Consider the following 25704-nt stretch of genomic DNA (forward strand, 5'->3'; position numbering starts at 1 on the left):
AACAAAACAGCGCAGAAGTTTCCCTCTGCGCTGTTTGCGTAAGCTTATTGATCTGGCCTGCTGCTATGCCCGTGCCTTGCTTTCACTCATGCCAAGAGCGCCAAGGGCGGTTTTGACGATGGCCGCGGCATCAAGGCCAGCCTTCTGATACTGAATTTCCGGCTTATCGTGATCGATCAGCGTATCAGGCAGTGCCATGGTGCGGATCTTAAGGCCGTTATCAAGAAGGCCCTGTCCCGCCATATGCTGCAGAACCATCGCGCCAAAACCGTTGATTGAACCTTCTTCAATCGTGATCAGGACTTCGTGGTTACGCGCCAGATTGGCAATCAGCTGATGATCAAGCGGTTTGGCAAAGCGTGCATCGGCAACCGTCGCCGGAAGGCCACGTGCAGCCAAGTCTTCGGCCGCCAGAAGTGCCTCGGCCAAACGGGTTCCGTATGACAGGATCGCGATCTTGCCACCTTCGCGCAGTATACGGCCCTTGCCGATCTCAAGAACCTGGCCCTCTGCTGGCATTTCAACACCAACGCCTTCGCCACGCGGATAACGGAACGCACTTGGGCGATCATCGATTGCCCAAGCGGTCGTGGTCATATGAACCAGTTCCGCCTCATCAGCGGCCGCCATCAGAACAAAGTTCGGAAGACAACCAAGATAGGCAATGTCATAGGCCCCGGCATGGGTTGCACCATCAGCCCCGACCAAACCGGCACGGTCCATAGCGAAACGGACCGGAAGGTTTTGAATGGCGACGTCATGAACAACCTGGTCATAGCCGCGCTGCAGGAAGGTCGAATAAAGCGTGCAGAACGGTTTGTACCCTTCGCATGCCATACCAGCAGCAAAGGTCACCGCATGCTGTTCGGCAATCCCGACATCAAACGCACGGTCCGGAAAATGATCGGCAAAGATGTTCACACCCGTACCAGACGGCATGGCGGCGGTAATGGCCGTTACTTTTTCGTCCTTCTCGGCCAGCTTCACCAGCGTTTCGCCATACACCTTGGTGTAGCTTGGCGCATTCGGGGTCGGCTTGGCCTGCTTGCCGGTGACGACATCAAACTTGGCAACGCCGTGATATTTATCCGCGGCACTTTCGGCCGGGCCATAACCCTTGCCCTTTTGCGTCACCGCATGGATCAGGATCGGGCCATCGACGTCGGCATCGCGCACGTTTTTCAGAACCGGCAGCAGATGATCCATGTTGTGACCATCAATCGGCCCGACATAGAAGAAACCCATTTCTTCAAACAAGGTCCCGCCGGTGACCATGCCACGGGTATATTCTTCAAGCTTGCGCGCAGCTTCTTCGATCTGACGCGGCAGATGCTTGGTCAGGCCCTTGGCCGCATTGCGCAGGCCCTGATAGCCTTTTCCAGAAATCAGGCGCGACAAATAACCCGACATGGAACCCACCGGCGGGGCAATCGACATGTCGTTATCATTCAAGATGACAATCAGGCGCTGATCGGTGGCAGCAGCATTGTTCATCGCCTCATAGGCCATGCCCGCACTCATCGATCCATCACCAATCACGGCAATAACGTTTTTGCGTTTATCGTCGGAAAGCTGGTTGGCAACCGCCATCCCAAGACCAGCCGAGATCGAGGTGGAGCTATGACCTGCCCCAAACGGATCATATTCAGATTCGGACCGCTTGGTGAAACCGGAGAGACCGCCACCCTGACGAAGGGTCCGGATACGATCACGACGTCCGGTCAGAATTTTGTGCGGATAGCACTGATGCCCCACGTCCCAGATCACACGATCATAAGGCGTATCAAACAGGTAATGGATTGCTACGGTCAACTCGACCACACCAAGGCCAGCGCCAAGGTGGCCGCCGGTTACAGATACGGCATCAATCACCTCGGCGCGCAATTCATCTGCCACCTGCTTCATCTGGGCAGGCTGCAATTTGCGCAGCTCGTCAGGCGTATTAATCGTATCCAATAGCGGGGTCTTGGAGGTCGTGCTCATACCGATCTCGATTTTCAATTTTTTATATGGCGTAGATTACAACAGGGTGACGTTTCCAAGTCCATGTTGCAAGCTGCGTAAAATAGCGGGGTTCAATCGAATTAGCGACCCTGAATTTCACCCAATTTTACGCGTTCGAGAAAGCCATGGATGACTTGTTCAACAGTCCGATGAATGGCATCCCGATCCCGGCCGAAATCCCGGCATAAATAGCCAAAGTTTTCAGCAATATACGGGGTACATTTGGGCAAAAACGAATAATGCCCAGCCCCCTTCACTCGAACAAATTTTGCCCGTCCATGCAACAGTTTGCGGAAATGCGCTGCATTAACATGGTCATGCAGGATTTCATCGGTGTCTGCTTCGACAAAAAGCATCGGGATATTCACATCCTCCAACCCATCATCGGTCGCAGCCACCCCGAATGCCGGGGTAACGGCAATGATTGCTGCAATCCGCTCATCGCGTTCCGAAACAATCGGCCCACCATAAATGCCATGCAGACGGTCCAGATGATCATCGGTCGGGGAATATTGGCAAATGACGCGGTCGGTTTCGGAATTTAGCTCGCAATAGCTTTGCCAGGCACGGGCATCAAAATCCCATCCGGCCAGTTTCAGGACTGTCGCCCCGCCTGCCGAATGGCCCAGCGCATAAATGCGGTCCTGATCGATATGATCAGCGATTTCGTCATGCTCAAGAAGCAGGTCAAGTGCCAAGCGCATTTCACGCGGGCGGCGTTCCATGATCGTCAGTTGGCGGGCATCTGATGCATCAAGGTAGTTATCGCCTTCATGCTGCGGGGCTGCGACGATATAGCCGCGCCGTGCCAGATATTCTGCCAGCCAAAACTGATTGAACCGGTGCCCTTCGGACCCGTGCGAAAACATCACGATTGGAAACGGCCCGTCATCGGCAAAGGGGGCATTGCGCGCGGCACTTGATACCACGCCCATATGGCGCACCGGTGTTTCGGCATCCGTCGCCGGATACCAGATCGCCAATGGAAACGGGTCTTTGTCAAACAGCCGGTCACGAAAACCGGCAGTGTATTTTGGCTGTTCAGTCATGTGGGGCGCTGTGACTGTGTGGCTTATCGACCGCGTTCAACAACAAAGCGGGCCACTGCGCGCAGCGGTTCGGCTTCATCGTCAAAGCAGCTAAGGTGATTGATCGCCTGATCACACAGCATGCTTGCCTGATCGCGCGCCTGCTCAAGACCAAGCAATTTCACAAAGGTCGATTTGTCCTGATCAATGTCCTTGCCTGCGGTCTTGCCGAGTTCCTCGGAACTTGCTTCGACATCAAGCAGGTCATCCTTGATCTGGAATGCAAGGCCCATGTCATGGGCATAAGCCCGAAGTGCCATGCGAATGCTTTTGGGCGCCTTGCCCAAGATCGCACCGGCTTCGCAAGCAAAGGCAAACATCCGACCGGTTTTAAGCAGATGCAGGTGCGTGACCTGTGCCTGATCAAAGGACTGACCTTCGCCTGCCAAATCGATCATCTGACCTCCGACCATGCCATGTGGTCCTGCCGCACGGGCCAATGCACGCACAAGATCGGTACATACGCGCGGATCAGCATGGGTATCTTCATCGGCCAGAACTTCAAATGCCTGGGTTAGAAGCGCATCACCGGCAAGGATTGCGGTCGCCTCGTCAAACTGCTTGTGGCAGCTTGGCTTGCCACGGCGCAGATCATCATCATCCATCGCCGGCAGATCGTCATGGATCAGCGAATAGCTGTGCACCATTTCAACGGCTGCAGCCACACGAAGGGCTGAACGACGCGACACCTTGAACAGGCCAGCCGAGCTCAGAACCAGAAACGGGCGCAAACGTTTGCCTTCGCCCAGCGTGGAATAGCGCATCGCCTGATACAGGCGCTGCTCAATCTGGCCATTGGCACGTGGCAGAATATCATCAAGAGTCTCGCCCAAATCAGCAGACGCAGTACTCAGTCCGGCAAGCAGATCGTAACTCACCACGGTCTCCGCAATTATTCGATTTCAGTCGGGGTTGCCGACGGGCGGCCATCCGCATTCAGGGTGATTTTTTCAATGCGTTCTTCGGCAGCACGCAGTTTATCCGCGCAATGGCGTTTCAGGGCTGCGCCGCGCTCATAGGATGCAATCGCATCATCAAGTCCGACCTGCCCCTGCTCAAGCTGACGTACAAGGGCCTCAAGCTGACCCAACGCCTCTTCGAAGCTGAGTTTTGCGATATCCTCGGGGATGGCGGAAGATGAAGTAGCCTCGGACATGTAAGCTCCATTAGTTTGATGGCGCGGAGTTTACGCGCAAGTCCGGATCAGGGCAACCAGCCAGAACGGAAATTCGTCGAACCGAAATGATCCCGCTTCACGGCAAGTCGCCCCGAAAACAATCGACTATCAGAGGGTGAAATACCTTACGCGCCCATCAGGGTACGGACATGCTGAACCACACTGCTGGCAAGTGATGGCAGGTCATAGCCCCCTTCAAGAAGCGACACGACCCGGCCTTCGCAATGTTCATCGGCAAGTGCCATCAACTGACGCGTCATCCAGACGAAATCTTCGGCTTCAAAGCAAAGCCCGGCCAACGGATCGCTTTTATGCGCATCAAAGCCGGCTGAAATGATCAGAAGTTCCGGTTTGAACGCAGCAATGCCCGGCAACACAGTTGAAGTGAAGGCTGATTGAAGCTCGGCCGTGCCAGATCCTGCTGCCAATCCGACATTGAGGATATTGTTGGCACATCCGCGTTCGGCTTCATCCCCCGTTCCCGGATAAAGCGGCCATTGATGGGTGGAGCAATAAAACAGGTCGGGGTCGTTCCAGAACAGATCCTGCGTGCCATTGCCGTGATGAACGTCAAAATCCATCACCGCTACACGTTTGATGCCATAACGATCGCGGGCATAGCGCGCAGCAATGGCAGCGTTGTTAAAAAGACAAAACCCCATCGCGCGATCATATTCCGCGTGGTGCCCCGGCGGGCGCGTGGCGACAAAGGCATTGCGTTCATGCCCGTCCATCACCGCATCAACCGCAACACAAGCCCCGCCTGCGGCCCGCAATGCGGCCTTTCCCGATCCGGGCGAGACATAGGTATCGCCATCAAGGGCTGCGATGCCACTTTTAGGGATTGAGGCCATGATTTTGTCGACATGGGCCGGATCATGGACCGCCTTGATCAGGTCGATATCGGCCAATGGGGCTTCTTCGCGGTGAAGGAACATGAATTCTTCGGCTTCAAGCACGCGCTGTATCACGCGCAGGCGATCAGCACATTCCGGATGTCCGGGGCCGGTATCATGTTCAACACAATCATGGTGGGTCACGAACAAAGTCGCCATTCGTCTGGGCCGCCTTCCTGAGTTACCAATTGGCTTGGTGTGGCTGCGAGATTATGCAACGCACTTCTCGCTTATTGGGTGATTACATTCTTTTTAACGCAGCCCTTTGCGTGCTGCTTTGTCCTAAATCAGCATATCGGGCGGATTAACTGCAAGTCCTTTGACCGATTCCACACGATTGGGGATGTTTTTTTTTGCTTATTCACCCTGCTGTGATGGTTTACACAGTTTCGCCGTTTTTGTGATGATAAAGGACTGCACGCGATCCGCGCATTACGTCACCCTTATAAATTTCGGGAAAAACGACGAATTGCCCATAAATTGGCGCAAAATTGCCTTTAAGCAATGCAACAAGGAAGGGTAGTCATGTATTCGGATTTATCAGATAGCCATCTGATATCTGGAAGAAAGCGCGACGGATTGAAGAGAATTTGGGCCTTTTTCTCATAAGAGGCAGCTTAGTTAAGAATAAACAGTATCTTGACAGAAACTGCATATACTTGAGAATAGGACCATCACTACGACAAATGTCGTAGTGTGTTCAGGAGCCACAGCCATTGGTTGTGAACGGAGTGAAAATTCGATCCTGGCAGTCACTGCAAAAAACAATCGCAGGACACCGGGGCTTTTCATTGAATTTTCATTGGGACAATGGCCGCTTGCGGCCAGGCTTATAAGGAAGCCAAATGGAACTTGACCATTTAGAACAAAAGGCCGAACAGGCGAGCACCCTGTTAAAGGCCATGAGCAATCAGAGCAGACTGCTTATTCTTTGCCAGCTTAATGACGGTGAAAAGTCGGTTGGTGAACTCGAACGCATTGTCGGGTTGAGCCAGTCCGCTCTCTCGCAGCATCTCGCACGACTTCGTCGTGACAAGCTTGTCCAGACACGCCGCGAAGCACAGACCATCTTCTATTCGCTGAACGGTGATGAAGCACTTCGTGTCATCAAGACATTGTATGCGCTTTACTGCGACACCAGCAACGCCGCTGCTGCGTGAACCTGATCAGGGTACATTCCCCACAAAAAAAGCCTGCCATTTCCGGCAGGCTTTTTTTGTGGCTAAACGGCATCGAATAAGCTCACGAACCGCATTTCGGCTGCGGCAACATCGTGACCTTATCAAGTGTTCCTGATACTTCGAAATCGCCATAGTCAAAGCGCATGCCGTGTGCGACACCGTTGGCGCCAAAATCAACCGCCATCTCGGTCGACGGTCCATTTTCCGCCTCACCCAGCGGATAAAACGCCAGGTTCATGCGATGGAATGGCGTGCGGGCAATCTGATCGGGGTCATCGGCGCTATTTTCGGCATTTTTCTGCGCTGAAATCACAACAGCAATTCGGTTGGTCGGTGTTTCGCCACTGCCATCAAACACCAGATCATTGCCAAATCGCTCACCCGCTTCGGCACGTTCAAGCAGCATGGCTGAATGCTGGGTCGGGAACATGGTATCGGCTGGCAGTTCTTCGACGACTTCAACCGGGATTTCATAGGTCACACGCACCGCATCGCTGTCACGCACTGCCTCACCAACGATTTCATCGACCTTGGTGCCATCAAGATAATCGCGCATGCGGAACCGATATTTGCTGCCGGCGAAATCTTCCCACTGGGTCATCGAATAGGCGGAATTGATTGGCGTGCCTTCGGCACCTTGCAGGATCATGATCTGCTGCATTTCCGTAACCCAGCCATCGCACATTTTTTCAAAGCGATAGCCAAGAACACCCGATGCATCAACAACCGAGCTTCCCTGCTCTGCATGGGTCAGCTTGAATTGATATTCAGCAACATGGGGCACCATAGCCGTTTCAATGCTTGAAACGCTGCCAGCTTGTGCTGCACATCCGCTTAGCCCCAAACACAGGATCAGCGTTCCTGACAAGGAACGCCGATGCTCTTTAACCTTCAAAAACAAACCAGACAACGATCACTCTCCGGTGGCGGAAACTCCGACAATCCAGGGATCCTTGATCCCCTTTTTGGCAGCAAGAAGGCGCAGATCATTTGCATGCTCGGCTGAAAGCGGTCCAACGGCAACGCGCAGATAATCGCGCCCTTTGACCTGTGCATTCAACAAACGCGGCTGATATTCATGATAAATCTCAAGCGCCTTTTGCGCACGGACTTCATCAGAAAAGCTTGCCAATACCACATAATCACCGGGAAGCGGCGCTGCAAGCACTTCACCCGCCAAAGCATCCCCATCGGCCTTGGTATCAACTGGGGTTACAACACGTTCGACATTGTCACTCATCACCGTTGTGTCGACCAATGCTGCGGTTACGACTTCGGTTTGCACTTCAACCGGTTTGGCTTCTGCGTCTGGAATATAACCGGCAATCGCAGCATCCGCTTCGGATTGCGGATCAAGCGGGCCGGTTTCCGAACCATAGGCCACAGCTTCATCTGACGTGAACTGATCGCTGGCAGCAGCAACTTCGATCGTCTTTGGCCCAGCCGGAAGTGCGCTGGTCTCAATTAAGGATGATCCATCATCCTTGACGGTACGAGGCGGCAAATCGGCGGTCACAACTTTGGCTGCGGGGTCCTTGACGCTCGGGCGCGCCCAGTTTTCCGCCGGTGCGTTTACCGCATAGATTTCAGGACGTGCAGCGCGGATTTCCTGTTTGATATCGGGCTCGCCCAGAACAGCCAGTGCCGAGGCCTCTTCTTCGAGCAGAACATCTTCATCCTTGCAGATATCCTGATCAAGCAGCGGTCGATGCAGGGCGCAGTCTTGCTCCGCGACCAATGAAACGGCGTGATCGGTCGTGCTTTTGCCTGTCGTGACATAGCTGATCAAATCACCGGCCAGCTTGGCAACGGTAAGCTCAACCGGCCCACCGCACGCACCAAGAACCAACGGTGCTGCTACCACGAGTATCTTCTTCACAAGGCCATCCCCCGACGGATCAAATTTGTTATCTGATCGCTAGAGTGCGCCCGTGGCGGTTAATATTAGGTAAGCGCCTGTTTAGAAAAGCACTCGCGACGTTCCTTTCCTGATTTTGCCCACCAAGCAACCCTTACGAGTAACTTTACATAAGACCACCACAGGTAGAAATTCTTGTACTGGTTCTCTTGGGGTTAATTAAAACGCGAGGCTTTCCGATGTGTACCGACTTTCAAATTCATGTCGAAAATCAGGGTTATGTTTCAGGTCGTTCTATGGAATTTGCGCTGAACCTGAATTCAAAATTCTTCTTCCGCAAAGCTGGCCACAAATTCACGCAGGAACTGTGGGGCAAAGAGTTCGGCTTTAGCTGGACCGGAACATATGGCTTTGTTGGCATGAATAGCTTTGACCTGCCAATTGTGACAGATGGCATCAATACCGCAGGCCTTTCAACCGGCACGCTGTGGCTGCCGGGTAGCCAGTATCAGACGATCACAGATCCAAGCAAAGGCCTATGCATCGATAACTTCGCGGCCTGGATTTTAAGTTCATTTGCGACCTGCGCTGACGTAAAGGCAGCATTGAAAGACAATGTTGTCGAAGTCGGCGCATCAACTGTTGTGACGAACATGCTGCCCCTGCACTTCCCCGTCCATGACAGCGATGGCAACTGCATTGTCATCGAGTTTACTGGCGGCAAAGTCATGATCTATGACAACCCGGTTGGGACCCTGACCAACCAGCCGGAATTCCCATGGCAGCTCAACAACCTCCGCAACTACACCTCGCTATCACCCTATGACGTCGATGAAGTCACCTTCAACGGCCTTGAAGTCACCCAAACCGGTCACGGCACGGGCCTTTCCAACATTCCGGGCGATCCGACGCCACCTAGCCGGTTTGTGCGCGCAACGGTCATGACCAGCTTTGCCGATCCCGTCAAGACGATGGACGAAGGCAACAATCTTGCATTTCATGTCCTGAACACCGTCGATATTCCAAAAGGGATCGTTGCTGAAAAGCCCAAGGGAAGCATGTCCAAGCAGGAGTTTCTTGCGAAACTACCAAAAGAGCTCTCCAGCCTCATTCCTGAAGAGCTTATCTCCAAGCTGCCTGATGATGTTTCGTCAATCATGCCGACGAAAGACTACACGCAGTGGGTGGTCGTACGCGATGCAGTGCGGAAAACCTATTCTGCACGGTTCTACGGTTCCCAACAGGTCCGTACCGTAAACCTGATGGAGCTAGAGAAATCCGGGATGCTAGAGAAACTCGATGGCATGCTGGTTCCGTTTGAACCAAACGGCTTCGGTGACATGACCGAAACCGAACTGTCCAAGACCGAGCAGCCCAAAAGCATCGGCGAACTTCCACGTGTCAATTGACGCTGAGCAACAAAAAAAACGGCCCGGAAAACTCCGGGCCGTTTTGCAATCTGCCAGATGACAGAAATCAGTCTTTTTTCGCTTTCGGCGGAAGCTGAACACGCAGGTGAAGTTCTTTCAGCTGCTTGTCTTCAACATTCGACGGCGCGTTCATCATAAGGTCCTGTGCCTGCTGGTTCAGCGGGAAGGCAATGACTTCGCGAATGTTTGGCTCATCAGCCAGAAGCATGACGATACGGTCAACACCCGGTGCGGAACCACCGTGCGGCGGTGCGCCGAATTTGAATGCGTTCAGCATGCCACCGAACTGCTCTTCGACCACGTCTTTGCCGTAACCGGCAATTTCGAACGCCTTGTACATGATGTCCGGACGGTGGTTACGAATAGCACCGGATGACAGCTCGATACCGTTACAAACGATGTCATACTGCCACGCCTTGATGTCGAGCGGGTTCTGGGTTTCCAGCGCCTCAAGCTCGCCCTGCGGCATGGAGAACGGGTTGTGGCTGAATTCGATCTTGCCGTCGTCGTCTTCTTCATACATCGGGAAGTCAACGATCCAGCAGAACTTGAACATGCCTTCTTCGCGCAGTTCGAGTTCGTCACAAACCTTGTCACGAACTTTACCGGCGAACTTGGCTGCTGCCAGTTCCTTGTCACAGGCAAAGAAGACCGCATCGCCATTGGCAACGCCGGTGATTTCCTTGATCTGTGCGATACGATCAGCATCGAGGTTCTTCGCAATCGGGCCTTTTGCTTCGCCGTCTTCACCGTAAACGATGTAACCAAGACCAGCCGCACCTTCATCACGTGCCCAGCTATTGAGCTTGTCAAAGAAGCTTCGCGGACGACCAGCAGCACCGGTTGCCGGGATTGCACGAACAACCGAACCTTTTTCGATGTTGGATGCAAAGATACCGAAGCTCGAACCACGGAACGGCTCGGTCACGTCAGAAATGATCAGCGGGTTGCGCAGGTCCGGCTTGTCAGATCCGTATTTCGCCATCGATTTATCAAACGGAATGCGCGGGAACGGATACGGGGTCACATCACGACCACCGCCGAATTCGACAAAGATGTCATGCAGGACCGGTTCGATCGCAGCAAAAACGTCTTCCTGGGTGGCAAACGCCATCTCGAAGTCGAGCTGATAGAATTCACCCGGCGAACGGTCAGCACGGGCATCTTCATCACGGAAGCACGGTGCGATCTGGAAGTAACGGTCAAAGCCCGAAACCATCAGAAGCTGTTTGAACTGCTGCGGTGCCTGCGGCAACGCATAGAACTTGCCCGGATGCATACGCGACGGAACCAGGAAGTCACGCGCACCTTCCGGCGAGCTTGCCGTCAGGATCGGGGTCTGGATTTCCAGGAAGCCCTGCGCAGTCATTTTCTGGCGCATTGCCGAAATGACTTTGGAACGCAGAACGATGTTCGAATGCACGCTTTCGCGACGCAAATCGAGGTAACGGTGACGCAGGCGGATTTCCTCGCCATATTCGACATCACCAAAGACCGGCATCGGCAGAACTTCGGCCGAAGACTGAACTTCGACGTTCGATGCGTAAACTTCGATCTCACCGGTCGGTAGATTCGGGTTGATGGTCTCAGCCGTACGTTTAACAACCTTGCCATCGACCGTGATCACGCTTTCCGCACGCGCCTTGTCGAACGTCTCGAACAGCGGGCTGGAAATGTCGATAACGACCTGGGTGATGCCGTAATGGTCGCGCAGGTCAACGAACAGCAGGTTGCCGTGGTCGCGCTTGCGGTGAATCCAGCCAGACAGGCGTACTTCCGCATCGGCGTCAGTCGCGCGCAGAGCATTACAATTATGTGAGCGATAAGGATGCATGGTCTTTCCAGGTTGCTTTATATCTTGGGCCGCAAATTTGGCCGCAAAGGTGCATGCCAGACCCGCGCTGTCAAACAAAAAACGCACCACAACATGCGCGCCACGGTCATATCCGGGCGTTGGTTTGTGATGTGTTCAGTGCCGATTGTGCACGGCGTCCAAAATTTCAGCGGTATAAAACGCTTTGCGCGCCCACTCGTCAAGTGCCCGTCGCAATGATCTGCTATTCACTCTGTGCCGATCTTGATCGCCTGAAGGTCCTTGACCTTGATGAAATTCATCAACCGCCCGGTTTCAAACCCGATCTCGCGCCAGTCATCGACATCAAATTCGAAATGCGCCAAGCCACATGTGGGATATTTGCGCGCCATGGTTTCGCGTGCTTCGACATTGCCTGAACCAAATAGCGCCTCGGCAAACATCTCCATCCCGGGATTATGGCCGATCATCATGACCGATTTGGCTTCTTCGTGGGTGTGATGCAGACTTTCAAGCAGGACCCGTTCACTCGCCATATAAAGGTCTTCGCTATAGATCACATCGGCATGCCCGGCAAAATCACGGCCGAGTAACCCCAATGTTTGCACAGCACGGGCCGCGGTTGAGCACCAGATAAGATCGGGGATCAGGGCCTGTTCGCGCAAATGGCGTCCCATCAAGGGTGCCGCCTTTTCACCGCGACGGTTCAGTTCCCTGTCATGGTCGGCGCGACCGGGGTCGGCCCAGCTTGATTTGGCGTGCCGGAGCAGCAGCAACGTCTTCATGTCTTCGGTCTTTTCAGTCGCGAATGATGATCAAACGGTGTTCTTCCATGCCATAACGTGCGCGCCAAAGCCATCAGAAAAACTGACACATAAATTTAAGAAAATTGCACCGCCGCAAACAGTTATCCTATACTCCATTTGCAACCGGGAACTGTCGCATAAATTCAAAGACATTCCCTCAATCCGCAGGAGGCATAGCGTGACACACGCCGCTGCAGTTCAATCAAGCGCGATCACCATTGATTGGAAAGTCGCTTTATCAACCGCGAACTTTCGTGGCTGGCTTTCAACAATCGCGTTCTTGAAGAAGCCCAGAATAGCGGGCACCCGCTGCTTGAACGGCTACGCTTTCTGTCGATCTCGGCCAGCAACCTTGACGAATTTTACATGGTGCGCGTCGCAGGTCTGGTCGGGCAGCTTCGTGCTGGCATGACCAAGGTCAGTCAGGATGGCATGAGTTCGTCCGAACAGCTGCGCGCCATTACCTTTGATGCCAACCAGCTGATGCAGGATCAGCAGCGCGTCTGGCGACAGCTCAGCAGCGAGATGGAAAAACAGGGCATCTCGGTCATTGATCAGTCCGATCTGACCCAAACGGACCGAAAATGGCTTGATGGCTATTTCATGCGGGAAATTTACCCGACCCTGACCCCGCTTGCGATTGATCCGTCCCACCCGTTCCCGTTCATCCCGAACCTTGGCTTTGCCATCGTGATGCAGCTGTTTGATCCGGCTGACGGGCACAATATGCGCGGCCTTATTCCGGTACCGCAGAAGATTGGTCGTTTCCTTCGCCTTCCGGGCAGAACGGAACGTTATCTTCCGGTCGAACAGGCGATCTTGCTGTATCTCGGCAAGCTGTTCCCGGGATTTGATATGATCGAACATGGTTTCTTCCGCGTTATCCGTGACTCGGACGTTGAGATCGAAGAAGAAGCCGAAGATCTGGTCCGCGTCTTCAAAACCGCGCTGAAACGCCGTCGTCGTGGCAGCATCATCCGCCTTAAGGTCAATGCGGGCATGCCCGAAGACCTTCTGGATTTCGTGATTGATGAACTTGATGTCGCCCTTGAGGAAGTCGTTAAGGTCGATGGCCTTTTGGGTGTTGTGGATGTCAAACAGCTGATCGATTCCGATCTGCATCATGATTTGTTATTTGCGCCCTATGCGGCGCGCTATCCGGAACGTGTTCGCGATTTTGGCGGTGATTGCTTTGCTGCGATCAGCAAGAAGGACCTTGTGGTTCACCACCCGTTCGAAGATTTCGATGTGGTTGTGCAGTTCCTGCTCCAGGCCGCGCGCGACCCTGATGTGGTTACCATCAAGCAAACGCTGTACCGTACATCTGAAAACAGCCCGATCGTCAAAGCCCTGATCGCAGCAGCCGAAGCTGGCAAATCGGTCACCGCGATGGTCGAGCTTAAAGCCCGCTTTGACGAAGAAGCCAACCTGCGCTGGGCCGCTGACCTTGAACGTGCCGGCTGTCAGGTGGTTTATGGCTTCCTTGATTGGAAAACACACGCCAAGGTCTCACTCGTGGTGCGCCGTGAGACCCATGGTCTTAAAACCTATGTCCATTTCGGCACCGGCAACTATCACCCGATCACGGCAAAGTTCTATACCGACATTTCGTTCTTCTCCTGCGATCCGGCATTGGGGCGTGATGCGTCCAGCATCTTTAACTTCATGACCGGTTATGCGACCCCGCGTTCGCTTGAGAAAATCGCGATTGCACCGCATACCCTGCGCCCGACCCTTCTTGCCCATATCGATCAGGAGATCGAAAACAAGAAGGCAGGAAAGCCGTGCGGCATCTGGGCAAAGATGAACAGCCTTGTTGATCCGGTGGTGATTGATGCGCTTTATCGCGCAAGTCAGGCTGGTGTGCATGTCGAACTGGTTGTGCGTGGCATTTGCTGTCTGCGTCCGGGTGTTCCGGGATTGTCGGAAAACATTCGCGTCAAATCGATTGTCGGCCGGTTCCTTGAACATTCGCGCATTGTTGTTTTTGCCAACGGGGCAAAGCTTCCATCGCGCAAGGCAAAGGCATTCATCTCGTCTGCTGACTGGATGCCGCGTAATTTGAACCGCCGTGTGGAAACCCTTGTTCCGGTTGAAAATCCGACCTGTCAGCGCCAGATTGTTGAACAGATCATGATTGCAAACCTGAAAGATACCGCGCAGGCTTGGCTCCTGCAGCCGGACGGCTCCTATGAGCGGTGTGAAGTCGATGCCAAGGCATTCTCGTCACACCAATATTTCATGACCAACCCGTCCTTGTCAGGCCGCGGCAGCGCGCTTAACGAGGCGGATCCAAATGTTCCCGTTCTGCAGCTTGATGACTAACGTCCTCACCCCGCAGACAGAAGACCAACAGGTGCCATCAACAGTATGCTGACTGACCAACGGGCTTCCAACCGCATCGCGATCATTGATGTTGGCTCCAACTCTGTGCGCCTTGTCATATTTGATGGCATGACCCGCGCCCCCGTCCCGATTTTCAACGAGAAAGTCATGTGCGGACTGGGCCGCGACCCAGAAGACACCGGCAAGCTCAACCCGGAAGGGGTGGAGCTTGCCGTGGTGGCCATGCATCGATTTGCCACCTTACTTCGCGCCATGAAGGTGAACCATGTCGATGTGCTTGCCACCGCGGCCGTTCGCGCGGCCAGTGACGGCAAGGAATTCTGTGATCGCGTTGCCAAGGAAACCGGTCTTACGGTCAAGGTGATTGATGGCCTTGAAGAAGCGCGCCTGTCGGCACTTGGCATCATTTCCGGCGATCCGCTGGCGACCGGTATCATGGGCGATATCGGTGGCGGATCGCTTGAACTTGTTTTGCTTGATAAGGGCGAGATCAAAAAACGCGTCAGCCTGCCGCTGGGTGCGATGCGCCTTCAGGCTGTCTTTTCCTCTGACCGTGCACGTCTGACCGCTGAAATCACCCGTCATCTTGATAGTGTTGATTGGCTGGCGGAGGCTGCTGGTCAGCAGCTTTTTGCTGTTGGTGGCTCTTGGCGCTCCATCGCCAAGCTGTTTATTGCGCAGGAAAACTATCCGATTTCGGTCGTGCATAACCTTGCCATGCCGCGATCGGAAATGGATGAACTTACCCATATCATTTCCCAGCAAAGCCGGGTGTCGCTTGAAAAGGTTGGCGGGGTTTCCAAACGCCGTATCGACAGCCTGCCCCACGCGGCCCTGGTAATGAATATGCTGATGGCGCGCATGCGTCCCAAAGAAGTTGTCTTCTCCGGCCATGGGTTGCGTGAAGGCTGGATGTATGAAGTCCTGCCGGAAGATTTGCGGCAGCGCGACCCGTTGCTGGATGCCTGTCTTAGCTTTGCCGAAGACGGTGAACGCTTCCATCAGCACGGCGAAGAAGTCGCGCGTTGGTGTGCACCGATTTTCTCCGACCTTCCGGCAAATATCGAGCGCCTGCGTCTGGCTGCCTGCATTATTGGGGATATCGGCTGGAACGAGCATCCTGATTACCGCGCGATCCAGAGCTATAACCGCATCATTCGCCATCCCTATCTTGATTTGAACCATCATGATCGCGTGTTCCTCGCCTATACGCTGGGCTCGCGCTATACGGGGAATTTCAAGGGGGATGAATCAAGTGACCGCATCCTTGACGATGACACCCGCTTGATGGGGCGGCTGTTTGGCCATGTTATCCGCTTGGGTCATACGCTTTCGGGCGGGGTTGAGGGCATTTTGCCGCAGACCGAACTGCTGCTTGAAGACAACAAACTGATCCTGCAATTCCAAAAGCAGGCATCTGCCCTTTACGGCGAAGTTGTCGAACAGCGTCTTTCCAAGCTGGCAAAATTGATGAACCGCGAAAGTGAAGTGCGCCTAGCCTAAAGCATGTTGCCTTAAACCGACGCACAGCTTTCGGATAGTTTGCAATCACATCCAATTCCGCTATTTTGGGGATGCTTTTCCAAGCACCCCGTCCGCGGAAAGGGCTGCGCCCGGTTTATCGCATATGAAACACACGGTTTCCTTGCCTGTTTGGCGGACACAGGCGGCATGAACAGGGGAATCGTATGTCTGCGTCACGCACATCGAAATCCAATCACACGCAAAATGCGCCAAAGCCAATCTTTGATGGCCGCCTGAACCTTGAACAGCAGCGCAAACGCGCCAAGGAACTGTTGCGCGACATCCGTGCGGAAAATCCGGATGCCCAGAGCCGCGCCAGCCAAGCCGGGCACAAATTCACATCTGAGAATGCACAGTTAGCTGATGCGCAACTGATCATCGCACGTGAAAACGGCTTTGCCAGTTGGCCGAAAATGAAGAGCCATATCGACCACATCACTGAGCGCAACCGCCAGATCGCAAACGGCAAACCACCCGTCCTTGATACCCAAAACACACTGCATCTTCGCTGCGGTTCTGACATTCGTCATGGACTTGAGATTGCGGGCTTCGTCGGAGAATTTCTGGAATTCGCTGATCCGTTTTGTCAGGGGCCTGTACCCGACCTTCCGCTGAATCAGTTCATCGAAATCCGCGCGAAATTCATCGCCGAAGATTATTTAATCGCGCCAAATGATGCGCTTGCCCGCGCCAAACGGGAATATGGTGCACTTACGACTTTGGGCGATTTTGACCATGTGGTCCTGTGGTTCGAGCATGACAGCTACGACCAACTGATCCTGGCCTTCCTGATGGACTTCTTCAACGCGATCCGACCAAACACGACCATCGAGGTGATTTCAGTTGGCGAGGTCCCCGGCATTGATCGTTTCATAGGCCTAGGCCAACTCTCGCCAGAACTCCTCATCTGGTGCTGGGAAAGCCACCGTCGCCCACTTACCGACGCGATGCTTGAGTTTGGCAGCAAAGCCTGGCACGCGATCAGATCGCCTGATCCAAAATCGCTCGAAACCTTCATCACCTCAGCACAGGGCACAACCGCACCCCTACCCCACATGATCAAGGCGCTCGAACGCCATCATGCGGAGCTGCCCGATCCGAAAACCGGCCTTGGCCTAACCCAAAAAATCACCCTGCAAATACTCAAGGATCACGGCCCTATCACGGCAGGCAAAGTCTTTGGTCACTTGATGCGCAGCTACGACCCACTGCCATTTTTGGGCGACCTGATGTTCTGGGCCGATATCAAAGGCATGATGCAATGCCACGAACCACTTTTGACCATCACGCCAAACCCGGAAAACCCAATCTGGGCCGAACGCATCCTCGCACTCACCGAAACCGGCGATGACACGCTGACAGGAAATCGGAACTTTCTGGATAACTTCACAGGTATCCGTTGGGTTGGAGGCGTTCGAGTTCTTGCAAAGTGAGCAGCCAATCGAAGACGCCGGTTTATTCCGGCCCTGTCGCGGCCAAATTTGGTTAGGATTTTTCCTGAAATGCAAATCTGTCGTTGGACATTATGGACTGATTGAATATGTTCAGCGGCAAAGGGACAGCATTACTTTTCAGGGACGTTAGATGGCGGCAAGAACGACCGTAATTACGATCACGCACAACGGGGGCCTCGTTATTCGAGGGCTGCTTGAATCACTGCCAAAGGATCTGCCCTTGATCGTTGTCGACAATGCGTCGAGAGACGACACATTGGAGATCGTCAACAGCGTCCGCCCTGATGCAAAGATCATTCGGAATTCCAGTGGCTTGGGCTATGGCGCTGCAGCCAGTCAGGGACTTTCGGAAGTAAAAACCGAATTCGCTCTGTTAGCGAACCCTGATTCATTGATGACCAAGGACGCAATCGACGCATTGATCGAAGCTGCAGATCAGTTTCCAGAAGCCGCAATGTTCGGCCCAATCCATAAAGATGGGAACGGTCATATCGAACCGAGCCATGATGTAGAATTGTGGAAGCGCCGCGATTTCGGAAAGCTCGCCTACCATCAGGTTCCTGAAGGTCCACTTTGCGTCGAGTTCCTATCGGGCGCTGTCAATCTGGTCCGTATGGGGGTAATGAAGGAAGTCGGTTTCTACGATCCGGAAATTTACCTTTATTACGAAGACGATGACATGTGCATGCGTATTCGGCGTGCTGGTCACGGTCTTATCCTAGTTGCATCATCGGTTGTGACGCACCTGAATGGCGGCTCGGTCCGTCCAAACCGGGCTTATTACTGGGAAAAGTTCTGGAACATTGCTTGGTCAAGAATATACTTTGAAACCAAATACAAAGGTCGCTTTGCAGGAAGCTGCTTGGGTTTGAAATATGCATTGCGATATGCAGGAAAGGCAATCGCCCATGGCATCGCAATGAAGCGTTCCAAAGGGTGGCGCGATCTTGCCCGCTCTGCTGGATCGTTTGCCGCGGTTATTGGTGTGAGAGCCTCAAAACTTCCTCACAAACCCGTTCGCTAAGAGACTGACACTAAAACCTGTTTGATTGGATACCAGTACTAATGAAGGCAGTAATCCTTGCTGGTGGCTATGGCAGCCGACTGAGCGAAGAAACTTCGGTCAAGCCAAAGCCAATGGTCGAAATCGGTGGCAAACCGATCCTTTGGCATTTGATGAAAATCTATTCTGCACATGGCGTAAATGAATTCATTATCTGCCTTGGCTACAAGGGTTATGTCATCAAGGAATACTTCGCCAATTACTTCCTTCACCATGCTGATGTGACGATCGATATGGTTTCCAACCAGCTTGAATATCACAATGCAAATGCCGAACCATGGAAAGTGACCTTAGTCGATACCGGCATGGCAAGCATGACCGGTGGCCGTATCAAACGAATCAGTGAATATTTGGCTGACGATGAACCATTTTGCCTGACCTATGGTGACGGTTTGGGAAATGTCGACATTTCAGCCAGTATTGAGTTCCACAAGAAACAGGGCCGCAAAGCAACCATGACGGTCGTCTCCCCACCGGGTCGCTTTGGCGCGACGGTGCTTGATGGGGACAAGGTATCCGCGTTTCAGGAAAAGCCACTGGGTGACGGTGCGCGCATCAATGCAGGTTTCTTCGTCTGCGAGAAATCTGTTCTTACCGAAATCAAGGATGATCAGACGGTCTGGGAAGCAGAACCGCTGCGGAGCCTATCAGAGCAAAATGAGCTGTCAGCATGGCGCCATGATGGTTTTTGGCAGCCAATGGATACGCTTCGCGAAAAACAGATGCTGGAATCTCTGTGGTCCAGTGGTGACGCACCATGGAAGGTTTGGTAACCGCCATGGCTCAAAGCGAGAAACTTCGCAATTTCTGGTCGGGAAAACGTGTTCTGCTTACCGGACATACTGGTTTCAAAGGCAGTTGGACTGCGGCTTGGCTGATGCGCATGGGCGCAGAAGTACACGGTTTTGCACTCGCCCCGGAAACAACCCCATCGCTTCACGGCATCCTTGAGCTTGATTACGCCTCGGAAATGATTGCTGATCTGCGCGATCGCGAAGACGTGCGAGCGATGGTTCAAACGGTCCAGCCTGAACTTGTTCTGCATATGGCTGCTCAACCTTTGGTCCGTCGCGGTTATCGCGAACCCGTGGAAACCATGGCAACCAACATCATGGGTACAGCCCATCTGCTTGATGCGTTGCGGGACTGTGACACCGTAAAAGGCATTCTCGTCGTTACCAGCGACAAAGCCTATGACAATGACAGCTATGACCAAGCCAAAGGTGAAGTCATTTTCCGCGAAGGAGACCCACTTGGTGGTCGAGACCCTTATAGTGCATCAAAAGGCTGTCAGGAAATCGTCGCACGCAGCTTCGAACAAAGCTATTTCCGGGCCCGCGGGATCCCACTTGTAACGGCACGTGCCGGGAATGTGGTCGGCGGAGGCGATTGGTCCGAAGATCGCCTGATGACAGATATCATTCGCGCAGCGTCCGAAGGCAAACCTGTTGAGCTTCGCAACCCGAACACGACACGTCCGTGGCAGCACGTTATTGAGCCGGTGGCCGGGTACCTGATGTATCTGCAAGCAGCTGTAGAAGGCAGGACGTCAGTTTCTGCACTCAACTTTGGGCCAAAAGATCTCACACTGTTGCTAACGTCACTGACTTGGTTCTAAAGGCTTGGGGAAGCGAAGCAGGTGTTAAAAAGCAAGACACAGCTGGCACTAGCAAAGAAGCTCTGACCCTTGCCCTTGATTCCAGTCTGGCGGTCAAAACGCTGGGATGGGAACCACGGCTTGACCTTACAACATGTGTTAGCTGGATTGTTGACTGGCACAAAGACCAACTCGACGGCAAAAACATGCGCGACGTAACAGACGCACAGATTACCTCGTTTGAAGTGATGATGGACAAATAATGACAACGCCAACTTGCCGCGCCTGCGGCACCGACCTTAAGCATACGCTGGTAGATTTGGGCCTTAGTCCGCTTGCCAATTCATATGTTCCGCTGGATCATGAAAGTGCAACCGACAAAGGGTATCCCCTTCACGCACGTGTTTGCAGTGAGTGCTTCCTTGTGCAAGTCGACGATGTCGTTCCGCCATCAGATATTTTCAGCCACTACGCTTACTTTTCAAGCTATTCCAGCAGTTGGGTGGAGCATGCGCGCAAATATGCAGAATATGCGACAGAACGCCTTGCATTGACCAAAAGCTCACTGGTAGTCGAAGTTGCGTCCAATGACGGCTATTTGCTCCAGCATTTTGTTGCCAAAGATATTCCTGTTCTGGGCGTTGAACCCGCTGCAAATGTCGCGGCTGAGGCTGAGAAAAAGGGCGTACGCAGTCTGGTCGCGTTCTTTGGCAAAGAGACGGCGCAAAAGATTGTATCTGATCTTGGCCATGCCAACTTGACTGCAGCAAACAACGTTTTGGCGCACGTTCCAGACATCAATGATTTCGTTGCCGGTTTTGCCGAGGTTCTTGCGGACGATGGGGTTGCAACCTTTGAGTTCCCTCACCTCATGAACCTTCTTGAGAAGACGCAATTTGATACGATCTATCATGAGCACTTCTCGTACCTGTCGCTTTACGCTGTTGAGAAGTGCTTCGTTGCAAACGGCTTGAAGGTTTTTGATGTCGAAGAGCTCCCGACACATGGCGGAAGCCTGCGTGTTTGGGCGCAAAAAGCGTCGGGAATTCGCCAAGAGACCGAAGCACTGAAAAACTTGCGCGGCAAGGAAGAGGCTGCTGGCATCAATACCCTCGCTTGTTACGAAGGCTTTGAAACCAAGGTCCAAACCATTCGCGATGATCTACTTTCATTCCTGAAGAAGGCCAAGGCGGGAGGTAAAACGGTTGCTGCATATGGTGCAGCAGCGAAAGGCAACACTCTTCTTAATTACTGCGCGATCAACTCCGATCTGATTGATTTTGTCGTTGATGCAAACCCGCACAAGCAAAACACCCTTCTCCCCGGTAGCCGTATTCCAGTACATGCACCAGAGAAGCTCAAGGAAGCCAAACCAGATTACGTTCTGATCCTGCCGTGGAACTTGAAGAATGAAATCATGAAAGATGTAGACTATGTCCACCAATGGGGCGGCCAATTTGTTGTCGCCGTTCCAGAAGTCGCAGTGATTGGATGAAACTCACAAAGACCAAGATTGCGGGCGTTGACCTGATTGAATGGGAAAAGCACGAAGATGATCGCGGCTTTTTTGCCCGATCTTTTTGCGCCGAAGAACTTGGCGAAAACGGCCATCCATTCGACATTCATCAAGCGAACCTGTCATACAACCACCGCGCAGCAACACTGCGCGGCATGCACTATCAGCGCACTCCGGTTGGCGATCCGAAAATTGTTCGGTGTATTTCGGGCAGCATCTTTGATGTTGTAATCGATTTGCGTACGGGTTCGCCAACTTATTGCCAGTGGACTGGGGCGGAACTATCTTCCGAAAACCGTAAATCCCTTATCATTCCAGAGGGATGCGCGCATGGTTTCGTCACACTCATGGATAATAGCGAAGTTCTATATTTGATGGGGGCGCCGTTCGTCCCTGAGCTGGCAGCAGGGGTCAGGTGGAATGATCCCGCCTTCGCAATCAACTGGCCAATTACACCCACGATTATCAACGAACGAGATGCAACCTATCCTGATTTTGAGCCTGTGAAATGAGAGTTCTCGTAACCGGTGCGAACGGACTGATTGGACCTTATGCCTGCAGAACCCTGAAGTCTGCCGGATACGAGGTCATGACGTGCGGCCGATCAGAAATCATGCCCGGCATCTCCGATCATCATATCATTGGTGACTTGTTGGACCCTGCGTTTCGATCAAGCTTATTGAATGAAACGCGCCCGACAAAGCTGATCCATCTGGCTTGGCAAACAAAGCATGGCTATTTCTGGAACGCGCCAGACAACCCAGATTGGCGAATTGCCTCAATTGACCTGCTGAACCGCTTTCTTGATTTGGGTGGAACGCGTGCGGTTCTGGCGGGAAGCTGTGCTGAATATGATTGGCAGAATATTGGCGTTGGAGAAAAACTATCGGAAGTCGCATCTTGTGTGCCCGCAACACTTTATGGCCAGGAAAAACTGAAGCTCTCGGAATATTGCGACACCCTTAACGCTCAAGGTGCCTCAATTGCTTGGGGAAGGCTTTTCCTATTGTGTGGCCCCCGTGAAAATACTGCACGCTTTGTTCCGGCGATTACACGCGCATTGTTGGCTGACGACGAAGCAAAGATGAGCTCCGGCGACCAGGTTCGTGACTTTATGCATGTCGAAGACGCGGGGAACGCGTTTGCTGATATCCTTGATAGTAACTTCCGCGGGACCGTGAATGTGGCAAGCGGTGAAGGTGCAAGCTTACTTTCAGTCGCAAACCAGCTTCATCAACTGATTGGTCGAGGCACCCTATCGCCTGGCAGTTTTCCTGACCGCCCGGATGATCCGCCTTACCTTGTGGCGAAGACCAATTTGCTTGGTGAAACAATTGGTTTCTCCCCGAAGCATAACCTCGCATCCGCACTGGAAAACTGTGTTGAATGGTGGAGAAACAATGAAACTTAAAGATCGTCTCCGCAAACTACTCGGTATCACACCGAAATCAGCCAAGCTCCCGACATTTGTTACAACCGGACGTCACTCTTACGGCTTACGGAAAAACATGGTTGCTGGTGCTTCAGCGGATGCACGTTTGACCGTAGGGTCTTTTTGTTCAATCGGACCAGATGTCCTGTTTCTTTGCAAAGTAGACCACAGGCTCGACCTTCCAAGTACATATCCATTCAAAACACTTATCTGGAATAAAGATCAGGCAAATCAGGACGCTATAACCAAAGGGCCAATCACCCTTGGTCATGATGTCTGGATTGGTGCACGAGCAATTGTTCTCTCCGGGGTCAATATCGGCACAGGTGCTGTTGTTGCCGCTGGCGCCGTCGTGACCAAAGACGTACCGCCTTATGCAATTGTTGGCGGCAATCCTGCCCGCGTAATCAAGAAGCGATTTAACGATGCGCAAATCGAAAAACTGCTTCAAAGCAAGTGGTGGGAATTAGGCGATGAGGAACTCAAGGAAAAAGCCACATTGCTATATGGAAATATTGATGAGTTTACAAAGAGCTTTGACTAACTCCCAAATGGCAGAGATCGCGAAATCCTGAAAATCTCACTCCGCAGCCATTTATGCGCGGCATTCGCGGCGTTTCGGACGTGCCAGTATTGAGCGAAGCTGTAATCGGGGAAGTCGAGTGGCATTTCACATTGGGCGAAGCCCGACATCATGCATTCAGACAGGCGTGATGGCATGGTGGCGATGACGTCGGTGCCGCGGATCAGGTTAGCGATGCTGGCAAATGTTGGGACCTGAAGGACTGTGCGGCGAGATCGGCCCAAGCTTTGGAGCATTTCGTCGACGGCGGAGGTTTCGTTTACGCCCAGCATCACACGTGCATGATTGACCGCGCAATAACGATCCAGGTTATCTGGCGGGGCATCATGAAAAGCTGGATCATAGAAGCAGCGCATGTCTTCAGAGAACAGCTTTTGCATGGCGATGTCGCCATGGCGCCCTTGGGTTTCCAGACTGATCCCATGATCAATCTTGCCATCACGCAGCCAAGTGATGGCCTGATCCACGCCCGTGATTGAAACCACCTTTATGCGGATGTTTGCTTTGCATTTCTGAAGGCGTTGCATTAAGGCAGGCAAAATCACGGCGACTTCATAATCATTGGTGCCAATGATAAATTTCGCACTGTGTTCCGCATTGTCCGGATCAAAGGTCACCACCCGGGCCAAGTTCCGCATACCAAGCAAAAGCCCACGAATTTGCGGGGCGATTTGTTCGGCATGGGCGGTTGGAGAAACCGACCGTCCCGAACGCACAAACAGCGGGTCACCGATCATTTGGCGCAAGCGATCAAGCCCGTGGCTGACGGTCGGTTGCCCGACGCCAAGGCGATTGGCTGCCGCCGTGACCGATCCTTCGTCATAGATGGTCAGGAACAGGCGTAACAAACGATAGTCAAGATCCAATTCATCGATTTTCATGCATGATTATTATCATATCCATCGAATTGATCATATGGATTAATCACGTCACATTTTCCCCATGAACAGGCGATGGCCTGATACCCCATAAGGAGAATTTGAGATGAAAACACTGATTACCGGCGCAACCGGCCAGCTTGGAAGCCTTGTCCTTGATCATCTTCTGACCCGCCTTTCGGCGACCGAGATCGCGGTCAGCGTCCGCACCCCGGCGAAGGCCGATGCGATTGCCGCCAAGGGCGTTGAAGTCCGCCATGGTGATTTTGATGATCTGGCCTTGATGACCAAAGCGTTTGCCGGTGTTGAAACCGCCCTTATCATTTCGGCCGAAGCAGATAACGCCACCCGTATTGCCCAGCATCGCACGGCGGTTGATGCGGCGAAGGCCGCAGGCGTTAAACATGTGATTTACACCAGCATTGTTGATCCGCGCGTTGATGCCGACTTCACCTATTCCGCCATTCACCTTGATACCGAAAACTACATCAAGCAGAGCGGCCTGAAATACACCCTGCTGCGCAACAGCTTCTATGCCGACCTTCTGATGGCCGGTGTCCCCCATGCACTTGAAACCGGTGATTTTGGTGCACCGGCTGGTGATGCGAAAATCACCTATGTAACGCGTAACGATCTGGCCGAAGCTGCTGCCATCGTTCTGGCCAATCCCGCCGCGCATGAAAACGCGGTCTATGAGCTTACCGGCGCCAAAGCCGTCACGCATGCCGAGATCGCGGGTTATATCGCCGACGCAACCGGCAAGCCGGTCAAGTTTGCTGATCTTCCAGCAGACGTGCATGTCGGCATTCTAAACAGCATCGGTCTTCCGGGTCATTTGGTTGAAGCGCTAGCCGGTCTTTATGTCGGCGCGAAGAAAGGTGACTATGCGGTTGTCAGCAATGATCTGGAAAAGATCCTTGGCCGTCCGTCGCAATCGGTTGAAGATTTCCTGACCAAGGCGCTGGCAGCTTAAACCCTGACATAACGTCAAATGCAAAACGGGGCCTTCGGGCCCCGTTTTTCTTTCAATACTCGACTGATCAGACGACGGTTAGGGC

General features: G+C 53.1%; 24 protein-coding genes. 14 read left to right on the forward strand and 10 right to left on the reverse strand.

Features of this window, described 5'->3' with window-relative positions:
* Window positions 1-63: 63 nt before the first annotated feature.
* From dxs to ACMZ66_RS11860, 5 genes are all read right to left on the reverse strand, one after another.
* Window positions 64-1983 carry a 1-deoxy-D-xylulose-5-phosphate synthase gene (dxs, locus tag ACMZ66_RS11840; protein ID WP_416937409.1) on the reverse strand — a complete coding sequence of 640 codons (1920 nt, stop codon included), beginning with the start codon at window positions 1981-1983 and terminating at the stop codon, window positions 64-66.
* 101 nt (window positions 1984-2084) lie between these two features.
* Window positions 2085-3053 carry an alpha/beta hydrolase family protein gene (locus tag ACMZ66_RS11845; RefSeq protein ID WP_416937410.1) on the reverse strand — a complete coding sequence of 323 codons (969 nt, stop codon included), beginning with the start codon at window positions 3051-3053 and terminating at the stop codon, window positions 2085-2087.
* A 23-nt stretch (window positions 3054-3076) separates the two neighbouring features.
* The gene (locus ACMZ66_RS11850) at window positions 3077-3973 is read right to left on the reverse strand and encodes a polyprenyl synthetase family protein (protein WP_416937411.1); all 897 of its coding nucleotides are present in this window, start codon (window positions 3971-3973) and stop codon (window positions 3077-3079) included.
* An 11-nt stretch (window positions 3974-3984) separates the two neighbouring features.
* The gene (locus tag ACMZ66_RS11855; protein WP_416937412.1) at window positions 3985-4248 is read right to left on the reverse strand and encodes an exodeoxyribonuclease VII small subunit; all 264 of its coding nucleotides are present in this window, start codon (window positions 4246-4248) and stop codon (window positions 3985-3987) included.
* 146 nt (window positions 4249-4394) lie between these two features.
* Window positions 4395-5324: a histone deacetylase family protein gene (locus ACMZ66_RS11860; RefSeq protein ID WP_416937413.1), complete on the reverse strand. Its 930-nt coding sequence runs from the start codon at window positions 5322-5324 to the stop codon at window positions 4395-4397.
* A 686-nt stretch (window positions 5325-6010) separates the two neighbouring features.
* On the opposite strand from ACMZ66_RS11860, the gene ACMZ66_RS11865 reads away from it, so the two are divergent.
* Window positions 6011-6325 carry an ArsR/SmtB family transcription factor gene (locus ACMZ66_RS11865; protein WP_416937414.1) on the forward strand — a complete coding sequence of 105 codons (315 nt, stop codon included), beginning with the start codon at window positions 6011-6013 and terminating at the stop codon, window positions 6323-6325.
* A gap of 82 nt (window positions 6326-6407) precedes the next feature.
* On the opposite strand, the gene ACMZ66_RS11870 is transcribed toward ACMZ66_RS11865, so the two are convergent.
* Both ACMZ66_RS11870 and ACMZ66_RS11875 read right to left on the reverse strand, forming a co-directional pair.
* Complete coding sequence (locus ACMZ66_RS11870) at window positions 6408-7256, reverse strand: EipB family protein (protein WP_416937415.1); 849 nt, start codon at window positions 7254-7256, stop codon at window positions 6408-6410.
* Window positions 7257-7259: 3 nt separating this feature from the next.
* On the reverse strand, window positions 7260-8225 hold the full coding sequence (locus tag ACMZ66_RS11875; protein WP_416937416.1) for an SPOR domain-containing protein: 966 nt from the start codon (window positions 8223-8225) through the stop codon (window positions 7260-7262).
* Between the two features lie 218 nt (window positions 8226-8443).
* Here ACMZ66_RS11875 and ACMZ66_RS11880 point away from each other — a divergent pair, with 218 nt between their 5' ends.
* Entirely contained in the window at window positions 8444-9613 is a 1170-nt protein-coding gene (locus ACMZ66_RS11880; protein WP_416937417.1) for a linear amide C-N hydrolase, read from the forward strand.
* Window positions 9614-9680: 67 nt separating this feature from the next.
* Here ACMZ66_RS11880 and aspS read toward each other — a convergent pair whose 3' ends face one another.
* Together aspS and ACMZ66_RS11890 are read right to left on the reverse strand one after the other, a co-directional pair.
* Window positions 9681-11468 carry an aspartate--tRNA ligase gene (gene aspS / locus ACMZ66_RS11885; RefSeq protein WP_416937418.1) on the reverse strand — a complete coding sequence of 596 codons (1788 nt, stop codon included), beginning with the start codon at window positions 11466-11468 and terminating at the stop codon, window positions 9681-9683.
* A 227-nt stretch (window positions 11469-11695) separates the two neighbouring features.
* Window positions 11696-12232, reverse strand: a complete 537-nt coding sequence (locus tag ACMZ66_RS11890; protein ID WP_416937419.1) for a SixA phosphatase family protein — start codon at window positions 12230-12232, stop codon at window positions 11696-11698.
* Window positions 12233-12475: 243 nt separating this feature from the next.
* Here ACMZ66_RS11890 and ACMZ66_RS11895 point away from each other — a divergent pair, with 243 nt between their 5' ends.
* From ACMZ66_RS11895 to ACMZ66_RS11945, 11 genes are all read left to right on the forward strand, one after another.
* Window positions 12476-14578: an RNA degradosome polyphosphate kinase gene (locus ACMZ66_RS11895; protein ID WP_416937420.1), complete on the forward strand. Its 2103-nt coding sequence runs from the start codon at window positions 12476-12478 to the stop codon at window positions 14576-14578.
* 45 nt (window positions 14579-14623) lie between these two features.
* Window positions 14624-16102 carry an exopolyphosphatase gene (gene ppx / locus ACMZ66_RS11900; protein ID WP_416937421.1) on the forward strand — a complete coding sequence of 493 codons (1479 nt, stop codon included), beginning with the start codon at window positions 14624-14626 and terminating at the stop codon, window positions 16100-16102.
* Window positions 16103-16287: 185 nt separating this feature from the next.
* Complete coding sequence (locus ACMZ66_RS11905; protein WP_416937422.1) at window positions 16288-17556, forward strand: DUF1835 domain-containing protein; 1269 nt, start codon at window positions 16288-16290, stop codon at window positions 17554-17556.
* A 151-nt stretch (window positions 17557-17707) separates the two neighbouring features.
* Window positions 17708-18601, forward strand: coding sequence for a glycosyltransferase family 2 protein (locus tag ACMZ66_RS11910; RefSeq protein WP_416937423.1), 894 nt, complete (start codon window positions 17708-17710; stop codon window positions 18599-18601).
* Between the two features lie 41 nt (window positions 18602-18642).
* Window positions 18643-19413, forward strand: a complete 771-nt coding sequence (rfbF, locus tag ACMZ66_RS11915) for a glucose-1-phosphate cytidylyltransferase (protein ID WP_416937424.1) — start codon at window positions 18643-18645, stop codon at window positions 19411-19413.
* Complete coding sequence (gene rfbG, locus ACMZ66_RS11920; RefSeq protein ID WP_416937425.1) at window positions 19398-20258, forward strand: CDP-glucose 4,6-dehydratase; 861 nt, start codon at window positions 19398-19400, stop codon at window positions 20256-20258. The genes rfbF and rfbG overlap by 16 nt, the downstream gene beginning before the upstream one ends.
* Complete coding sequence (locus ACMZ66_RS11925) at window positions 20249-20500, forward strand: hypothetical protein (protein WP_416937426.1); 252 nt, start codon at window positions 20249-20251, stop codon at window positions 20498-20500. The genes rfbG and ACMZ66_RS11925 overlap by 10 nt, the downstream gene beginning before the upstream one ends.
* Complete coding sequence (locus ACMZ66_RS11930) at window positions 20500-21732, forward strand: methyltransferase domain-containing protein (protein WP_416937427.1); 1233 nt, start codon at window positions 20500-20502, stop codon at window positions 21730-21732. The genes ACMZ66_RS11925 and ACMZ66_RS11930 overlap by 1 nt, the downstream gene beginning before the upstream one ends.
* Complete coding sequence (rfbC, locus tag ACMZ66_RS11935) at window positions 21729-22265, forward strand: dTDP-4-dehydrorhamnose 3,5-epimerase (protein WP_416937428.1); 537 nt, start codon at window positions 21729-21731, stop codon at window positions 22263-22265. The genes ACMZ66_RS11930 and rfbC overlap by 4 nt, the downstream gene beginning before the upstream one ends.
* Window positions 22262-23164, forward strand: coding sequence for an NAD-dependent epimerase/dehydratase family protein (locus ACMZ66_RS11940; protein WP_416937429.1), 903 nt, complete (start codon window positions 22262-22264; stop codon window positions 23162-23164). Before rfbC ends, ACMZ66_RS11940 begins: the two co-directional genes overlap by 4 nt.
* Window positions 23154-23729, forward strand: coding sequence for a CatB-related O-acetyltransferase (locus ACMZ66_RS11945; RefSeq protein ID WP_416937430.1), 576 nt, complete (start codon window positions 23154-23156; stop codon window positions 23727-23729). The genes ACMZ66_RS11940 and ACMZ66_RS11945 overlap by 11 nt, the downstream gene beginning before the upstream one ends.
* On the opposite strand, the gene ACMZ66_RS11950 is transcribed toward ACMZ66_RS11945, so the two are convergent.
* Window positions 23726-24649 (reverse strand): LysR family transcriptional regulator, encoded by a 924-nt coding sequence (locus ACMZ66_RS11950; RefSeq protein WP_416937431.1) that lies wholly within the window; start codon window positions 24647-24649, stop codon window positions 23726-23728. The two genes, ACMZ66_RS11945 and ACMZ66_RS11950, sit on opposite strands and share 4 nt — an antisense overlap.
* 103 nt (window positions 24650-24752) lie before the next feature.
* Between ACMZ66_RS11950 and ACMZ66_RS11955 the strand changes: the two genes are divergently transcribed.
* On the forward strand, window positions 24753-25619 hold the full coding sequence (locus tag ACMZ66_RS11955) for an SDR family oxidoreductase (RefSeq protein ID WP_416937432.1): 867 nt from the start codon (window positions 24753-24755) through the stop codon (window positions 25617-25619).
* Window positions 25620-25704 lie beyond the last annotated feature (85 nt).

The organism is Thalassospira sp., from assembly GCF_048059015.1.
Taxonomy (GTDB): Bacteria; Pseudomonadota; Alphaproteobacteria; order Rhodospirillales; family Thalassospiraceae; genus Thalassospira.

Coding starts and splice junctions, on each gene's coding strand:
- dxs (WP_416937409.1), bottom strand. CDS start 1,983: ATGAGCACGACCTCCAAGACCCCGCTATTGGATACGATTAATACGCCT.
- ACMZ66_RS11845 (WP_416937410.1), bottom strand. CDS start 3,053: ATGACTGAACAGCCAAAATACACTGCCGGTTTTCGTGACCGGCTGTTT.
- ACMZ66_RS11855 (WP_416937412.1), bottom strand. CDS start 4,248: ATGTCCGAGGCTACTTCATCTTCCGCCATCCCCGAGGATATCGCAAAA.
- ACMZ66_RS11860 (WP_416937413.1), bottom strand. CDS start 5,324: ATGGCGACTTTGTTCGTGACCCACCATGATTGTGTTGAACATGATACC.
- ACMZ66_RS11865 (WP_416937414.1), top strand. CDS start 6,011: ATGGAACTTGACCATTTAGAACAAAAGGCCGAACAGGCGAGCACCCTG.
- ACMZ66_RS11880 (WP_416937417.1), top strand. CDS start 8,444: ATGTGTACCGACTTTCAAATTCATGTCGAAAATCAGGGTTATGTTTCA.
- aspS (WP_416937418.1), bottom strand. CDS start 11,468: ATGCATCCTTATCGCTCACATAATTGTAATGCTCTGCGCGCGACTGAC.
- ACMZ66_RS11890 (WP_416937419.1), bottom strand. CDS start 12,232: ATGAAGACGTTGCTGCTGCTCCGGCACGCCAAATCAAGCTGGGCCGAC.
- ppx (WP_416937421.1), top strand. CDS start 14,624: ATGCTGACTGACCAACGGGCTTCCAACCGCATCGCGATCATTGATGTT.
- ACMZ66_RS11905 (WP_416937422.1), top strand. CDS start 16,288: ATGTCTGCGTCACGCACATCGAAATCCAATCACACGCAAAATGCGCCA.
- ACMZ66_RS11910 (WP_416937423.1), top strand. CDS start 17,708: ATGGCGGCAAGAACGACCGTAATTACGATCACGCACAACGGGGGCCTC.
- rfbF (WP_416937424.1), top strand. CDS start 18,643: ATGAAGGCAGTAATCCTTGCTGGTGGCTATGGCAGCCGACTGAGCGAA.
- rfbG (WP_416937425.1), top strand. CDS start 19,398: ATGGAAGGTTTGGTAACCGCCATGGCTCAAAGCGAGAAACTTCGCAAT.
- ACMZ66_RS11930 (WP_416937427.1), top strand. CDS start 20,500: ATGACAACGCCAACTTGCCGCGCCTGCGGCACCGACCTTAAGCATACG.
- rfbC (WP_416937428.1), top strand. CDS start 21,729: ATGAAACTCACAAAGACCAAGATTGCGGGCGTTGACCTGATTGAATGG.
- ACMZ66_RS11940 (WP_416937429.1), top strand. CDS start 22,262: ATGAGAGTTCTCGTAACCGGTGCGAACGGACTGATTGGACCTTATGCC.
- ACMZ66_RS11945 (WP_416937430.1), top strand. CDS start 23,154: ATGAAACTTAAAGATCGTCTCCGCAAACTACTCGGTATCACACCGAAA.
- ACMZ66_RS11950 (WP_416937431.1), bottom strand. CDS start 24,649: ATGAAAATCGATGAATTGGATCTTGACTATCGTTTGTTACGCCTGTTC.
- ACMZ66_RS11955 (WP_416937432.1), top strand. CDS start 24,753: ATGAAAACACTGATTACCGGCGCAACCGGCCAGCTTGGAAGCCTTGTC.